The 15,785-nt window shown below is 61.7% G+C and carries 13 protein-coding genes; 3 read left to right on the top strand and 10 right to left on the bottom strand.

Going from position 1 to position 15,785, the window contains the following annotated elements; genetic code table 11:
- Nucleotides 1-18 precede the first annotated feature (18 nt).
- From RPMA_RS08150 to RPMA_RS08135, 4 genes are all read right to left on the bottom strand, one after another.
- Nucleotides 19-1,650, bottom strand: a complete 1,632-nt coding sequence (locus RPMA_RS08150) for a methyl-accepting chemotaxis protein (protein WP_211912340.1) — start codon at nucleotides 1,648-1,650, stop codon at nucleotides 19-21.
- Nucleotides 1,651-1,849: 199 nt separating this feature from the next.
- Nucleotides 1,850-3,364: an acyl-CoA synthetase gene (locus RPMA_RS08145; RefSeq protein WP_211912339.1), complete on the bottom strand. Its 1,515-nt coding sequence runs from the start codon at nucleotides 3,362-3,364 to the stop codon at nucleotides 1,850-1,852.
- A 79-nt stretch (nucleotides 3,365-3,443) separates the two neighbouring features.
- The gene (locus tag RPMA_RS08140; RefSeq protein ID WP_211912338.1) at nucleotides 3,444-4,640 is read right to left on the bottom strand and encodes an ABC transporter substrate-binding protein; all 1,197 of its coding nucleotides are present in this window, start codon (nucleotides 4,638-4,640) and stop codon (nucleotides 3,444-3,446) included.
- A 31-nt stretch (nucleotides 4,641-4,671) separates the two neighbouring features.
- On the bottom strand, nucleotides 4,672-5,646 hold the full coding sequence (locus RPMA_RS08135; RefSeq protein ID WP_211912337.1) for an NAD(P)H-dependent flavin oxidoreductase: 975 nt from the start codon (nucleotides 5,644-5,646) through the stop codon (nucleotides 4,672-4,674).
- A gap of 108 nt (nucleotides 5,647-5,754) precedes the next feature.
- On the opposite strand from RPMA_RS08135, the gene RPMA_RS08130 reads away from it, so the two are divergent.
- A complete protein-coding gene (locus RPMA_RS08130; RefSeq protein WP_211912336.1) occupies nucleotides 5,755-6,645 on the top strand; it encodes a LysR family transcriptional regulator in 891 nt (296 codons plus the stop codon).
- Between the two features lie 139 nt (nucleotides 6,646-6,784).
- Complete coding sequence (locus RPMA_RS08125) at nucleotides 6,785-7,765, top strand: Bug family tripartite tricarboxylate transporter substrate binding protein (protein WP_249225592.1); 981 nt, start codon at nucleotides 6,785-6,787, stop codon at nucleotides 7,763-7,765.
- Nucleotides 7,766-7,803: 38 nt separating this feature from the next.
- Here RPMA_RS08125 and RPMA_RS08120 read toward each other — a convergent pair whose 3' ends face one another.
- The 5 genes from RPMA_RS08120 to RPMA_RS08100 form a co-directional block, all read right to left on the bottom strand.
- The gene (locus RPMA_RS08120) at nucleotides 7,804-9,453 is read right to left on the bottom strand and encodes a dipeptide ABC transporter ATP-binding protein (protein WP_211912334.1); all 1,650 of its coding nucleotides are present in this window, start codon (nucleotides 9,451-9,453) and stop codon (nucleotides 7,804-7,806) included.
- 3 nt (nucleotides 9,454-9,456) lie between these two features.
- Nucleotides 9,457-10,287 carry an ABC transporter permease gene (locus RPMA_RS08115; protein WP_211912333.1) on the bottom strand — a complete coding sequence of 277 codons (831 nt, stop codon included), beginning with the start codon at nucleotides 10,285-10,287 and terminating at the stop codon, nucleotides 9,457-9,459.
- A 13-nt stretch (nucleotides 10,288-10,300) separates the two neighbouring features.
- Nucleotides 10,301-11,320 carry an ABC transporter permease gene (locus RPMA_RS08110; protein WP_211912332.1) on the bottom strand — a complete coding sequence of 340 codons (1,020 nt, stop codon included), beginning with the start codon at nucleotides 11,318-11,320 and terminating at the stop codon, nucleotides 10,301-10,303.
- Nucleotides 11,317-12,903, bottom strand: coding sequence for an ABC transporter substrate-binding protein (locus RPMA_RS08105; RefSeq protein WP_211912331.1), 1,587 nt, complete (start codon nucleotides 12,901-12,903; stop codon nucleotides 11,317-11,319). The genes RPMA_RS08110 and RPMA_RS08105 overlap by 4 nt, the downstream gene beginning before the upstream one ends.
- Nucleotides 12,904-13,273: 370 nt before the next feature.
- Nucleotides 13,274-13,504 carry a hypothetical protein gene (locus RPMA_RS08100; RefSeq protein ID WP_211912330.1) on the bottom strand — a complete coding sequence of 77 codons (231 nt, stop codon included), beginning with the start codon at nucleotides 13,502-13,504 and terminating at the stop codon, nucleotides 13,274-13,276.
- 280 nt (nucleotides 13,505-13,784) lie between these two features.
- Here RPMA_RS08100 and RPMA_RS08095 point away from each other — a divergent pair, with 280 nt between their 5' ends.
- Nucleotides 13,785-14,111 (top strand): hypothetical protein, encoded by a 327-nt coding sequence (locus tag RPMA_RS08095; protein ID WP_211912329.1) that lies wholly within the window; start codon nucleotides 13,785-13,787, stop codon nucleotides 14,109-14,111.
- Between the two features lie 93 nt (nucleotides 14,112-14,204).
- On the opposite strand, the gene RPMA_RS08090 is transcribed toward RPMA_RS08095, so the two are convergent.
- Nucleotides 14,205-15,749, bottom strand: a complete 1,545-nt coding sequence (locus RPMA_RS08090) for an acetolactate synthase large subunit (RefSeq protein WP_211913561.1) — start codon at nucleotides 15,747-15,749, stop codon at nucleotides 14,205-14,207.
- Between the last annotated feature and the right edge of the window lie 36 nt (nucleotides 15,750-15,785).

Here is a 15,785-nt window from a genome sequence, read left to right as displayed (position 1 = left end):
TGCATGCGCGCTCGTCGCTCAGGCCAGTTCGGCAGCGGCCTTCTGCATGTTGACGGACATGTCACTGGTGACCGTGCTCTGTTCCTCGACCGCTGCAGCCGTCGAATTGACGAACTCATTCACATCCTCGATGGCGATCTTGATCGCGCTTAGCGCCGCCACGACATCACCGCTGACGCCATTGAGGCCGTCGATTTCGGCCGTGATCTTGTCGGTCGCCTGCTTGGCCTGATTGGCGAGATTTTTGACCTCGGCGGCGACGACCGCAAAGCCGCGCCCAGCTTCGCCCGCACGCGCCGATTCAATCGTTGCATTCAGAGCAAGCAGATTGATCTGGTTGGTGATGTTTCCGATCAACTCGACGATGCCGCCCATGGACTCTGCCGCCTCATTGAGGCGCTGGGCCTGCGCATCGGCGGCTTCGACCCGCTCGGCTGCGCTCGTTGCGGTCTGACGTGACTTCACCATGGTCTCCGAAATCTCCCGAATGGACGCGCTCATCTCTTCACTGCCCGCAGCGACGGAATCGATGAGCGCACGCGCACGGGCTGCCTTGACGCGACCGATCGCCAGCGCCGTCGTATCCGTTGCGTATTTGACGACCTTGAACGGCTTGCCGTTGAGATCGAGGATCGGATTGTAGGACGCCTGGATCCAGATCTCCTTGCCGCCCTTTCCGAAGCGCCGATATTCGGCAGCCTGATATTGGCCCTGATTGAGCTTGGCCCAGAACTCCGCGTAAGCGGGGCTCGTGCGTTCGTCCGCCGCCACGAACATGCTGTGATGCTTACCCTTGATCTCATCGAGCCGATAGCCGACCGCGTCGAGGAAGTTCTGGTTGGCTGTGACGACCGTGCCGTCCATGCGAAACTCGATCACGGCCTGAGACTTGTCGATGGCGTCGATCTGGCCGCTGGTATCGGCAGAAATCAGTTTCTGCCGGGTCACATCGGTCGCGAATTTCACGACCTTGAAGGGCTTTCCGCGCTCATCAAGGATCGGGTTGTAAGTCGCGAGAATCCAGACTTCGCGACCGCCTTTACCGATGCGTTTGTACTCGGCTGACTGATAGTCGCCACGGTTCAGTTGATCCCAGAAGGCGCGATAGGACGCTGTTTCGCGCTCGGCCGCAGGCACGAACATGCCGTGGTGCTTGCCCTGAATATCCGACAGCGCATAGCCGACCACACCGAGAAAATTGTCATTCGCGGTGATGATCGTGCCGTCCATGTTGAATTCGATTACCGCCTGCGCGCGGTCGATGGCAGCAATCTTGCCATCGGCTTCCATGCTCCGGCGCTTTTCCGCCGTGATATCGGTGGCAAACTTGATAACGCCGGCCGGCTTGCCCTGTTTATCCAGCAACGGATTGTAGGACGCCTGGATCCAGATCTCCCTGCCGCCCTTGCCGACCCGCTTGTATTGGGCCGCCTGCGACTTACCATTTCCGAGCGTGGCCCAGAATGCGCGATATTCTGCGCTGTCGCGTGTCTCGGCCGCGACGAACATGCTGTGATGCTTGCCTCGGATCTCATCGAGGGAATAGCCGACCGCGGCGAGAAAATTCTGATTGGCCGTCACGATGGTGCCGTCGAGCGCGAATTCGATTACGGCCTGTGACCGGTCGATGGCATCCGCCCTCGCGGCCATGGATTGATATGACTTCTTCTCAAATAGATGAAACAAAACGGCCCCCCGGCCCGTGAGCCATCAATGCCTGCACGCGAATCGTGCAACAAGCTCGAGGGGTATTCTGCTACGCGAGAGTTACCAGAGTGTGATCGGCGGCATCAGGCTTTCTGATGCCGCCATAATCCACCCGGTCCTAATCGACGCCGGAACCTGGCGATCAGGCTGCCGTCGGCTGATACAGATCGCGCAGCTTGCGCTTGAAGATCTTGCCGGTGGACTCCCGTGGCAGCGCCTCGTGGAAGTGGATTTCCTTCGGCACCTTGAAGTTAGCCAGTCGCTGCTTGAGATAGGCCTGAATGTCGGCGCTGGTGAGCGTCGTCCCCTCCTCGAGTTCGACGCAGCCGACCAATCGTTCGCCGAACTCGTCATCGGGGACACCGAACACCGCGCAGTCGCGCACGCCGTCCAGACCGATCAGCGTGCTTTCGATCTCGGCGGGATAGATGTTGACACCCCCCGAGATGACCATATCGCGCTTCCGGTCGCACATGAAGAGATAGCCATCGGCATCGAGATAGCCGACATCACCCACGCTGATGAGACCGTCGCGCCCGGCTTCAGCGCGCGCATCCGGGCGTCCCTGATAGTCGAAGTCCGGCACCGAGGTCTGACGCATGAAGATTTCACCGGCCTCGCCCACGTCGCACAAGGTGCCATCGGGTCGATAGATGCGCACGACGCCGCCTTCGATGGTGCGGCCGACGGTGCCCGGCTTTTTCAATGCCTCTTCAGAGGAATGCCAGATCGGGACGCCGGTCTCGGTGGAACCGAGATACTCGTTGATCACCAGCCCCCACCATTTGATCATGGCCTGCTTCACATGCACCGGGCACGGCGCAGCACCGTGAATGATGAAACGCAACGACGAGAGGTCGTAGCGTGACTTCACCTCTTCCGGCAAACGCAGCAGGCGCACGAACATGGTCGGCACCATGTGCATATTGGTGACGCGGTGCTTCTCCGTCAGCTGCAGCAGATCTTCGGGATCGAACCGCGCCTCCAGCACGATGGTGCTGCCGTGTCGGAAGGCCATCAGGCCATATGAACTCGGCGCCGAGTGATACATCGGCCCGTTCATCATCACGACCTGATTCTCATTAGGCTTCAGACCATAGGCGATACCGCCGACGCGTTCGGAGGCCGCTGCCTGCTCCGGCGTCATCGGCGCACGCATCACGCCCTTCGGGCGGCCAGTGGTTCCCGACGTGTAGAACATGGTCAGCGCGCGCTTTGGCGGGTTCTCCATCGGCGCCTGCTGCTCACGCCATGCATCAAAATCGATACTGCCGGCGGGGACCCGCGTTGCCGCCTCCGGAACACCATAGGCGGCAGCGATCTCGGGCGGCGTCGCCACGATCAGGATCGGCAGATCCGCCGGCAACCCATCCTTGATCTGGGGCAGCAGATCGGCATGGCAGACCAGCAGCTTCGCTCCGCTATCCGCGAGGATATAGCCGACCTCCTCGCCCTTCAAATGCCAGTTGATCGGCACGACACGTGCACCGACCGCACCTGCGCCGAAGGCAGTCTCGAACAGCGCAAAATCGTTGCGCAGCATCATGCCGACCGGCGCACTCGCACCGGCACCGAGAGTCTTGAACCCCGTCGCCACGCGCGCGATACGCGCCATGATGTCGGGATAGCTGATCGTCCGGTCGCCGCTGATAATCATGGTCCGCCCTTACTTTCTTATGCAATCGACCGGAGCCATACCTGGCTCCGGTGCATTCCCTGTTTGATGACACATCCGCTCACTGATCGTCGAGCAATTCGCCAAAACCTTCCCAATTCTTGCCGTTGAAACGGCGAAGCCGGAGCTGCTGGAACGACAGGTAATCGTCCTTGCTGGTGCTCACCGAGACCCCCGTGAGCAACAATGGCAGCCTGACGTCTTTCATCGATGTCGCCTGGCGCAGGATATTCTCGCGGCTGATGTCGTTTCCGCAGGCCTTCAGAATATGCGTAATCAGATGCGCATTGAGGAAACCGGTGGCGTAATTGGTGTTCCGCGCATCGGCCGTCGGCAGATGCTCCTTCATGAAAGCGAAATAGGCTTTGACGTCATCGTCCTTCGCCCATTGCTCGTCATTGATATCCTTCTGATAGCTCGACGTGATCAGACCGGTTGCATTGTCCAGCCCGGCCGGCTCGAGAAAGGTGATCGACGAGGCCGATGTCGGCACGAACATCAAATTCGGCTTCCAGCCGATCTCGGCGACACCCTTGATCATCTGCGACGAGAATTTGCCAACCACGGCGCCGAACAGAACATTGGCGCCGGAAGCCTTGAGCGCAGCGAGCTGGGACGAGATAGTCGGCGAGCTGGTCTCATAGGTGACCTCGCTGACGATCATCTTGGCGGCCTTGTCACCCAGGCCGCGCTTGAAGCCGGCGACATAGTCTTTCCCGAGATCGTCATTCTGCGCGAGAACAGCGATCTTCGCATCCGGCTTGGTCTTAAGGATGTGCTTGGCATAGACAACGCCTTCGGACTCGTAAGCCGCCATGCCTGGCATGGTCCATGGAAAGGCTTTCGGATCGGCCCATTTGGTGGCGCCTGACAGCACGAACAATTGCGGGATCTTCTTGCCGTTGAGATAGCGATGAACCGCATTGTTCGTCGCCGTTCCCAGCGTGCCGAACATCATCAGTACCTCGTCCTGCTCGACCAGCTTGCGGGTCTGTTCGACGGTCTTCGGCGGCGAATAGGCATCGTCGAGGCTGATGAACTTGATCTTGCGCCCGTTGATTCCGCCTTCGGCGTTCAGCTTGTTGAAATACGCTTCCTGCGCGCGGCCGATCACACCAAATCCCGACAGCGGCCCGCTATAGGGCAGCGTCTGGCCGATTCGGATTTCATCGGCGCTGTTCGCAAAGACTCCACTCGCAATGCTCACACCTGCTCCAATAATGCAGATGCCGAGCGCCCTCCTTATCGCTACCGTCATGTCCCTCTCCCCGTTTTATATCGGACCGCGCTTATGCGCGTGCCCGTCTTGCAAAGTCGTTCGTCGCGTCCGCATATTCTGACTTCAGGCGTTCCACCAGCTCAGCCACCGGCGGCACGTCATGGATCTGGCCGATCCCCTGACCGCAGCCCCAGATGTCCCGCCAGGCCTTGGCCTTGGTGTTGCCGCCGGAGCCGAAATTCATCTTGGTCTTGTCGGCCACCGGCAGATTGGCGGGATCGAGGCCGGCGGCTGCGATCGACGGCCCGAGATAGTTGCCGTGAACACCAGTGAACAGGTTGGTATAGACCGTGTCATGCGCCGCGAATTCGGTGAGCGCCGTCTTGTAGGCGGCGTCGGCATTGGCTTCCTGCGTCGCGATGAAACGCGTGCCCATGTAAGCGAGGTCAGCGCCGAGTGCGAGCGCGGACGCAATGCCATAGCCATCCGAGATTGCACCGGACAGCAACACAGTGCCCTTGAACCACTGCTTCACTTCACGCACGAGCGCAAAAGGCGACAGCGTGCCGGCATGACCGCCTGCACCGGCGCAGACGAGAATGAGGCCGTCAACACCCTGCTCCGCGGCCTTGCGGGCATGTTTGACGTTGATGACATCGTGAAACACCACGCCGCCATAGGAATGCGCGGCTTCGACGATTTCCAATGGCGGGCGAAGCGACGTGATGATGATCGGGACCTTGTGCTTCACACAGGTCTCCATGTCCTTCATTAGCCGGTCGTTGGAGGCGTGGCAGATCTGGTTGACTGCATAGGGCGCAACCTTCTTGCCTGGATTCTTTGCCTTGTAATCAGCGAGTTCGTCCTCGATGCGCGTCAGCCACTGATCGAGCATCTCGACCGGGCGCGCATTGAGCGCCGGGAACGAGCCGACGATGCCGGCCTTGCATTGCGCGATGACGAGTTCGGGGCCGGAGACGATGAACAGCGGCGAGCCGAGCACCGGCAGTTCCAGCGTCCCGTCGAGAGCCTTGGGCAGCGGCATGGAGCGTTTCCTCATGTTCTTGTGGCCCGAATTATAGGCCTTGACCCAAACCGCGTGTTGTTCGAATTTGAACAACGTTATTTCCATAATTGTTCAGCGGATCAAACGATGGACTGGGATCTCTGTCGCACATTCAACGCCGTCGCCCACGCCGGGAGCTATCTCGGCGCGGCACGTCAATTGCGATCGAGCCATCCCACCGTGAGCCGGGAGATCGCCGCGCTGGAGAAACAGCTCGGCACCAAGCTCTTCGTCCGCTCCGACAAGGGCCTGGTGCTCACCGCCCGTGGCCGACGTTTTCACGAGAACACGCAGGCGATGGCGCATGCGGCCTTGAAGGCCGAAGCCTCAGCAGCCGCGACCGGCGCCGGCGCGCGCGGCGTCGTCAAGGTCTCGATCGGCCCGACGCTGGCCAATTTCTGGCTGATGCCGCATGTCGGCGGCTTCCTGCGCGATCACCCGCATGTGGAAATCCAGTTCGTCACGCACCCCTTTCCCGTCAGCGTGCGCAAGCGCGAGGCGGATATTGTGCTGCGGCTGCATCAGGCCGGCGATGAGAACCTGACCGGACGCAAGGTGGCGCGGCTTGGGACGGGCTTCTATGCGTCGAGCGATTATGCGGCGCGCCACGGACTGCCGGAGCAGCGCGGCGCCTGGAAGGACCACACGGTGATTGGTTTCGCCGACAAGGCCACCAATCCCGAACTCGGCCGCTGGAGCGACCACGTGACCCGGGACGCGACGGTCGCCATGCGCTGTTCGTCACAGGCCGACATGCTGGCCGCCGTGCGCGCGGGTATCGGCATCTGCGTCCTGTCCTGCATCGTGGGTGACGCCCATGCCGATCTCGTTCGCGTTGCACCGCAAAAACTCACCAGCCAGTCCGATATCTGGCTGCTGGCCCATCCCGATCTCACCGATCAACCACCGGTGCGCGCCGTCCTGGAATTCCTCGCCGCGCGCGCCAAGGCGGATCGGACGCAGCTGCGCGGGCACTGACTGGCAGGTTCCAATATTGGCGGGATCATACCGACTATAGTTTGAGTTGCACCGCCGCTGGATACCTTGCATCCGCCGGGTATCTCGCCGAACATGCGCCGAAGCGTCGCCAATGACGCATGACATCGGGAGGATCACCGTGCGGATCAAAGCCGTTCACTTCGCCATGCTTGCTGCCGTGGCAGGCCTTTCAGCCTTTGCCGGCAATGCGCACGCTCAAGCCTGGCCGCAGAAACCGGTCACCTTCATCGTCCCCTTCGCCGCAGGCGGCGGCACCGACGCCTTCGCGCGCCCCCTCGCCGCACAGCTCGATCAGCAACTCGGCAAGCGCGTGATCATCGAGAACCGTGCCGGCGCCGGTGGAACGGTCGGCGCGTCCGCTGCAGCCAAGGCAGCGCCGGATGGCTACACGTTCTTCATGGGCGCGGCGCATCACGCCATTGCCCCGTCGCTCTATCCCAATCTCGATTATGACATCGAGAAGGACTTCATCCCGGTGGCGCTGGTGTCGCGACCGCCGCAGGTCATCGTCGTCAATCCCGAGAAAGTGCAGGCGAAGACGCTCGGCGAATTCATCGCCTATGCCAAGGCCAATCCGGACAAGCTGACTTATGGCTCGGCCGGCGCCGGCACCACGCATCATCTGGCCGCCGAACTGTTCAAGATCCTGACGCAGACCAAGATCCAGCACGTGCCCTATCGCGGCGCTGGCCCCGCCATGCAGGATCTGATCGCAGGTCATGTGCCTGTGGTGTTTGACGGGCTTGGCTCATCGGCCGCGCCGATCAAGGCCGGCCAATTGCGCGCTTTGGCAGTTGCCGCGCCGAAACGCGTGACGGCGTTCCCAGATCTGCCGACAGCCGCGGAAGCCGGCCTCCAGAATTACGAGGTATCGACCTGGTATGGCCTGTTCGCGCCGAAGAACACACCGCCGGAAATCGTGCAGCGCATGACCAAGGAAGTTCAGACCGCGTTGCAGGCGCAAGCGGTCAAGGATGCATGGGAGCGCAACGGTTCGGACGTGCCCGATGTGAAGGGCGCCGAATTCGGCAAGCTGGTGTCGTCCGAAGTCGCGCGCTGGCGCAAGGTCGTCACCGAGGCCGGCGTCAAACTGGACTGAGCCGGCCTCTAGAAGACTGATATGGGAGCCGTGGCTGCTTACGCAGTCACGGCTTCTTTCGTTCCGGGACCAGCAAACAGGCTGCGGCCGGGGATCGCATCGAGCAGCGCCTTTGTATAGGCGTCGCTCGGGCTTTCGAAGATGGTCTGGGTCGGCCCCTGCTCGACGATCTCACCACGACGCATCACCACGATGCGATCCGCGATCTCGGCGGCGACGCGAAGGTCGTGGGTGATGAAGATCATCGCCAGGTTCATCTCCTCGCGCAGTTCGGCGAGCAACTTCAGCACCTGCGCCTGCACCGACACGTCGAGTGCCGATACGGCTTCGTCGGCCACCAGCACGAGCGGCTTCAAGGCAAGCGCACGCGCGATGCAGATACGCTGACGCTGGCCGCCGGAGAATTCATGCGGATAACGCTCTGCCGCACTCTCCTGCAAGCCGACACGAACCAGCAGACGCTTGGCATCGGCCATGGCGTCCTTCGCCGAGGTGCCATAGGCGATCGGACCGGCCGCGATGGCATCGCCGACCTTCTGGCGCGGATCGAGCGCGGCATAGGGATCCTGGAACACGATCTGGATCTTGCGGCGCATCTGCCGGAGATTCTCGCCGCGCTGTGCCAGCAGGTCGGCACCGGAGAACTTCACCGAACCCGTATCCGGTTCGACCAAGCGCATGATGAGACGGCCCAGCGTCGATTTGCCCGAACCGGACTCGCCCACGATCGCCACCGTCTCGCGCGCCTTCAATGCGAGCGAGATGTTCTGCACCGCATCGGTACGACGCGGCGGCAGGAACATGCCCTGCTTGGTGATGAAGGTCTTGTTGAGACCAGCCGCATCAAGGATCGGCTCACCGGTGATCTTGCGATCATGCACGGCGAGCGACTGCCCGCCGGGAACGGCCGCGATCAGGCTCTTGGTGTAGTCGTCCTTCGGATTGCGCAGCACCTCATCAACGGTGCCTTGCTCGACGACACGGCCATTGCGCATCACGACGACGCGATCGGCCACGTCGGCGACGACACCGAAGTCGTGGGTGATGAGCAGCACGCCCATGCCGCGTTCGGCCTGCAGCTTCTTCACCAGCGCGAGAATCTGTTTCTGCGTGGTGACGTCGAGCGCGGTGGTCGGCTCGTCCGCGAGCAGCAGCTGCGGATTGTTGGCCATGGCCATCGCGATCATGATGCGTTGGCGCTGGCCGCCCGAGAGCTGGAACGGGAAGCTACGCGCAAGCGCCTTCGGATCCGGCAGGCCGACAGCGTTGATCAACTCCTGCACACGCGCATCGACCGCTTCCTTCGAAGGCTCCGGCTTCGTGTGGGTGATGATCGACTCGGCAATCTGATGGCCGACGCGGGCCAGCGGATTGAGCGCGCTGAGCGGCTCCTGGAAGATCATCGAAATCGCGCCACCGCGAAGCTTGCGCATCGCAGTTTCATCGATCCGGGCAACGTCCTGCCCGTCGAACTTGACGCTGCCTTCTGCGATGCCCGTTCGGTCAGGCAGAAGACGCAGGATCGCATGCGCCGTCATCGACTTGCCCGAGCCGGATTCGCCGACCAGACATACGATCTCGTTGCGGTTGACGTCGAACGACACGCCCTCGACCGCGAAGGCGCGGTCCGCGCCCGACGGCAGGCTAATGGCGAGGTTCTCGATGGCGAGAAGAGTGTTGTCTGTCATCGGTTATCGCCTGCGTGAGATGCGCGGGTTCATGACGTCGTTGAGACCTTCACCCACGAGATTGATGGCAAGCACGGTGAGCAGGATGGCGAGACCAGGAAACACGCTCATCCACCATGCCTGACGGATCACGGTGCGCGCGGCACCGATCATGAAGCCCCAGGACATCAGATTGGGATCGCCGAGGCCCATGAAGCTCAGCGCGCTCTCGATCAGGATCGCGCTGGCGACCGCCAGCGAGCCCGTCACGATAATCGGCGAGACCGCGTTCGGCAGAATGCGGCGGATCACGACGGTGAGCGCACGCTGGCCTTGACAGACCGCTGCCTGCACGAACTCGCGGCCGCGCAGCCGCATGAATTCAGCGCGCGTGAGGCGCGCCAGCGACGGCCAGCTGACGATGCCGATGGCGAAGATCACGTTGGAGATCTTCGGACCGAGCGTCGCCACCAGCAGGATCGCCAGCACGAAACCCGGGATCGTCTGGAACAGTTCGGTGAGGCGCATCATGACCTCATCGACCTTGCCGCCGAAATAACCGGCCGTGGCGCCGATGGTGACGCCGATGATCAGCGACGTCAGTGTCGAGACGACACCGATGATCAGCGAGATACGCGCGCCATGGGCGATGCCCGCAGCGACGTCGCGGCCCAGCATGTCGGAGCCGAGCCACAGTCCTTCGGTCAGTGGCGGCTGGAACGGCGCGCCGACCATGTCCCAGGGATCGTCGGGAAACAGCCACGGCGCCGACACTGCGAGAAGAACTACGCAGAGCAGGATGAACAGACCGATCATCCCGGTGGGATGGCGGAGGAATGCTTTGAAAGTCGTCATCACCAGTTTCCGTTCACGAAGCCGCACGCACGGAGACGCGCGGATCGATCATCCGGTAGATCGCATCCGTCAGAAGATTGAGCGCGATCACGATCACCGACATCACCAGGAACACGCCGAGCAGCACCGGATAGTCGCGCTGCAGCAGTGCGTCATAGATGAGCCGGCCGAGGCCCGGCCAGGCGAACACGGTCTCGATCACGACAGCGCCGCCGACCAGCGCACCAGCCTGCATGCCGGCGACCGTCACGATCGGCAGCATGGCGTTGCGCAGGATGTGATGCATGATGATCGCACCCTGCTTCAGGCCCTTGGCCTTGGCCGTCTTGATGAAATCCTGATGCGTGACATCGAGCACAGACGAGCGCATCAGGCGGGTGTAGATCGCGAGATAGATGGCCGCCAGCGAGGTCACCGGCAGGATCATGTGTTTGCCGATATCGAGCATGCGCTCGAATGCCGACAGCTGCACGCCGATCGTGGCATAACCGAAGGCCGGCAGCCAATTGAGCTCCACTGCAAAGAGCAGCACCAGCATCAGGCCGAGCCAGAACACCGGCGTCGCATAGAGCAGAAGCGAGACGATGGTGAGCAGCGTATCCGACCACTTGCCCGCACGAATGCCGGCGAGCGTGCCGAGGAAGATGCCCGAAATCAGCGCCAGAATGAATGCCGTCGCGGTCAGCAACAGCGTGGCCGGCAGGCGCTCCATGATCAGCGACGAAACGGTCCGCTGCTGGCGATAAGAATAGCCGAGATCCAGGGTCAGCACGCGTCCGAGATAGTTCGCAAGCTGCACCGGATAAGGCTTGTCGAGACCGTATTCAGCACGGAGCTGTTCCAGCAGCTTTTCATCGGACGCGCCGCTCTGGCCGGCAATCACCTGAGCGGGATCGCCGGGTGCCGCATGGACGAGAATGAAATTGAAGGTCGCGATGACGAGAACCACCACGACAAATTTCACAACCCATCCAGCGAGGGCGAGAGCGACCGCGCCAGCGCGGCCGCCCTTGTTGATGGTCGTAGAGCTCATCCGAAATACACCGAGCTGAACGATTCATGGATGCCGACGCCGGTCGAGATGACGTTCTTCAGGCGCTTGTCGATGAAGGTCGGATAAGCGGCTTCGAACATCCAGACAACCGGCACGTCCTCGACCAGGATCTTCTGCACCTTGCTGTAGAGTTCCTGACGCTTGGCTTCGTCGATGGTCGATGCAGCCTCGTCGAACAGTCTATCGACTTCCGGATTGGAATAGCCGGCCGTGTTCGAGAACAGGATGCCCTTCTTGATGTTCGACGAGATATAGGTGCGCGACACACCCAGCGCGGGATCGCCGAACTGATAGACGAGGTTGCCGGTGATCTCGTAGTCCCAGTTGCTGAACTTGTCGGCCCAGCCGCCCACGTCGGTGTTTTCGAGCTGGATGTCGATGCCAGCGCGACCGAGCGACTGACGGATGAATTCGCCAGCGCGCTGATAGACCTCACCATAAGGCGGGATCAGATACTTCAGCGTGACGCGCTTGCCGTCGGCACCCGGCTTCAGGCCCATCTCGTCGAGCAGAGCCTTGGCCTTCTCGAGCGAGTAGTCGTAACGCTTGACGTCCTTCTCGTAGAAACGGGTCTTCGAGGACACCGGACCGGTGGCGATCTTGGGCAGGCCGAAATAGACGCGGGCGGCCATCGACTTCAGATCGAGCGCGTGCGCGATCGCCTGACGGAAGCGCTTGTCGTCCATCGGCTTGACGCGGTTGTTGAGCTCCAGCCACTGATGCGGGGCAAAATACTCGTAGCCCTTGGTGGTCATCTCGTAGTTCGGTAGCTTGGACAAGCGCGCCACGTCGTAGAACTCGATGTCGTTCCACTGCGTGAGATTGATCTTGCCCTGCTCCAACGCCACCGAGCGCGATGCGGCGTCCGGAATGATGCGATAGATGACTTCGTCGAGATACGGCTCGTCCTTGCGGTAATAGCCTTCGTGACGCACGAGATGGACGTGGGAGCCCTTGACCCATTCCTTCAGCTTGAACGGACCCGAACCGATGGCCTGCGCATTGGCCGGGTTCTTGCGGTAGTCCGAACCGTCATAGATGTGCTTCGGCACGATCGGGCCGGTGGTGCAGTCGAGCGCGGTGAGGAACGGCGCGAACGGCGCCTTCAGCTTGAAGATCACGGTGAGCGGATCGGGCGTCTCGGCGCTCTCGATGCGCGAATAGATCGCGCGCGCACGGGCATGCGTCTCCGGCAGCATCTTGGTCATGGAGAACGCGACGTCTGCCGAGGTCAGCGGCTTGCCGTCATGGAAGGTGACATTGGGGAAAAGCTTGAAGGTGTAGGTCAGGCCGTCGGCGCCGACTTCCCAGGACTGCGCGAGACCCGGCAGCGGCTTGAGATCCGGCGAGTAGCGCAGCAGGCTCTCATAGATCTTGCCACCAAGCGTGAGCGTCGGCTGCTGCTGGTTCAGCGCCGTGACGAGGATCGGCGGCTCCGGCTGAATGATCGTATTGAGCGTACCGCCCTTGGTCTGGCCGGCCACACGCGTAATGCCCAGCGGAATGCCGGACAGAGCCACAGCGCTCACACCCATCATCTTCGCAAATTCACGCCTGTTCATAGCTTTTTCCTCGTTTCAAGCGACGACGCCGGACCATGACATGTCAGGATCAGCGCCGCATCATTAATTGGATATCATCTGGCCATCGCATGCCTGACGTCTTCACCGCATCGGCGATGGATAGTCGCATGTCGATTTTCGATGATGTCTGGAAGTCTCTGTCGAATGACTGGACTTCTTCTAAGATGATTTTCGTCTTGCTCCGGCATGTCGATGCCGGGATTTCACAGGACGGTCTCGCATAACCCGTCTGTCCTGCAATTGGAATAGGCAGACGCGATTCAACGCTGCATAGCTTGCTTAAATAGTTATCTTTTGGAGACAGTTTTCAGTGCATCGGGCCGTAACATGCGGCACCAGCCCACGCTGTTCAGCGATCCGTATCGGTGCGCGCCTCCGCGGCTGCGCGCAGGCGACGAATGCCGCCTTCGATCGCACCGATATCTTCTTCGAGTTGGCCCAACAGGACGCCGAAGTTGAAATCGGCGCGATCGCGAACCGTTGCCATTAATCGTTCGCGATGGGCTTTCAGATCAAGCAGCACATCGAGCTGTCCTGTCTGAACGTAAGCGGCGACGACCGATTCGATAGCGCTGTTCACCGGTGCGGGGGCTCCTCTGTTGATCGTTCTTGCCGACATTCTCTGCGTCGGACGACAGTGTGACAATTAATCGCTTATCGGCTCGTGCTGTCTCCCGCAACGATTGCACCAACATTCAGCGCATGGCTGCAATGCAAGCTTCCCCAAGTACCGCGCACAATTCACCAGTGTGAATAGCCAGCTGCGACAATAGGTTCGCCGGTTGGCGGGAAACTACGGAACGTGTCCGGATTCGCCTTGTTACGTCTGCAGGGGAAGACACCAGCAGAGGACACGAACAATGAAGAAGACCTTGATCGCAGCGACTGCAGCAATGCTCATGACCGCGCCCGCTGCATTCGCACAGAGCGGCGCCAATCCGAACGCGCCTCAGATGAATTCGACAGGAAGTGGCGTGACGCAGCCTGGCACCAACAGCCGGGGCACGGCTGTCGATGTTCCGGAGCGTAGCGGCTCCAAGATGGCGCCGAGTGCGACGGGATCGCAGGCAGGAAACAACGCGAATTCCATGGGCGGCTCGAACTCCGCTTCCGGAACGACGGGCATGGGTAATTCAAATGCCGTCCAGGGCCGCACCTCGGGTGGCGGCGGAGGTGGCGGCAACTAAGCCCTCGCCTTACGATCCAATGTGGAAAGGCTCCGGATTGCTCCGGAGCCTTTCTTTTTCGTTACCGCTGAGCGGATGTAGGAGCGTTGCCGCTTACATCAGGACTTCGATCAGCTTCGGACCCTGCGCAGCATTCGCGTCGGCGAGTGCCTTGCTGAATTCCTCGGCGGTCGTGACGGCGACGCCGGGGACGCCCATGCCCTTGGCGAGCGACACCCAGTCGAGATGCGGACGGTCGAGCGTCAACATGTCCAGCGCGCGGCTGCCCATGGCGCCGGCGCCGACATTGTCGAACTCGCCCTTCAGGATCTGATAGTTGCGGTTCGCGAACACGATGGTGGTCACATCAAGGTTTTCGCGCGCCTGGGTCCACAGCGACTGCGGCGTGTACATGGCCGAGCCGTCACCGACCATGCAGATCACCTTGCGGTCCGGGCAGGCCACCGCGGCGCCGACGGCAACCGGGGTGGAGAAGCCGATCGAGCCGCCCATGTTCTGCAGCCAGTCATGCGGTGCGGCGCCGGCGGTCACCGGGAAGAAGCCACGGCCGGTGGTGATGGACTCGTCGATGACGATGGCGTTCTCGGGAATGCCGGCCGCGATGGCAGCGGCCACCGACGCATGGTCCAGCTTGCCGGTCGGCTTGACCAGTTCGGCATGCTTCTGCGGCTTGACGTCCGACGGCTTGGCGCCGACGGCGCTGGCCAGGGCTTCCAGGGCAGCGACCGAGTTCTCACCATTGGCGGTCATACGGTGCACGTTGCAGCCTTCGGCCTTCAGCATGCTCGGCTTGTTCGGATAGGCGAAGAACGCGACCGGATCGTTGGCTTCGATCAGAACGATGTTCTTGAAGTTCTTCAACACCGGCAGTGCGGAATCGACCACGTAAGGCACGCGCTCGACGAAGAAGCGACCGCGGCCACGGGCCATGCGCGGATTGTAGGTCTGGCTAATCACCTTGCAGCCGGTCTTGCCGGCGATCTGCTCGGCGAGTGCCAGGCCCTGCTCGGTCAGCGCCGAACCGGTCAGCAGCAGCAGCGTGGTCTCGCCTTCCTTGGCGAGCTTTGCGGCGGTATCGACGGCCGGGGCGTGGAAATTAGCGCGCTGCTCGGGGGCCGGCACCTTGGCGATGCCATCGGCTTCGTTCCAGGCGGTGTCAGCCGGCAGGATCAGGGTGGCGATCTGGGCCTGCGCGCCGCTGGCGGCGGCGATGGCGGCAGCGCCGTCGGCAGCCACGGTCTTGGCGCTCGGCGAGGTGCGCACCCACTGCGACATCGGGCGGGCGAGGCCCTCGATATCCGAGGTCAGCGGCGCATTGTGCTCGATGTGATAGACGGCGTGCTGGCCGACGATGTTGACGATGCCCGAATTGGCCTTCTTGGCATTGTGCAGGTTGGCGAGACCATTGGCGAGGCCGGGGCCGAGATGCAGCAGGGTCGAGGCCGGGGTGCCCTTCATGCGGTAATAGCCATCCGCCGCACCGGTCACGATGCCTTCGAACAGGCCGAGCACGCAGCGCATGCCTTCGACACGGTCGAGCGCCGCGACGAAATGCATTTCCGACGTTCCCGGATTGGCAAAGCAGACATCTACGCCGCCTGCCACCAATGTTCGTACCAGGCTCTCCGCACCGTTCATCATCCAGCTCCAAGTTTTCCTGCGAAATCGCGGAGT

The sequence above is a fragment of the Tardiphaga alba genome, from assembly GCF_018279705.1.
Taxonomy (GTDB): Bacteria; Pseudomonadota; Alphaproteobacteria; order Rhizobiales; family Xanthobacteraceae; genus Tardiphaga; species Tardiphaga alba.
Note: the sequence above shows the minus strand (reverse complement) of the source record. Positions and strands in the feature narration are given on the sequence as shown.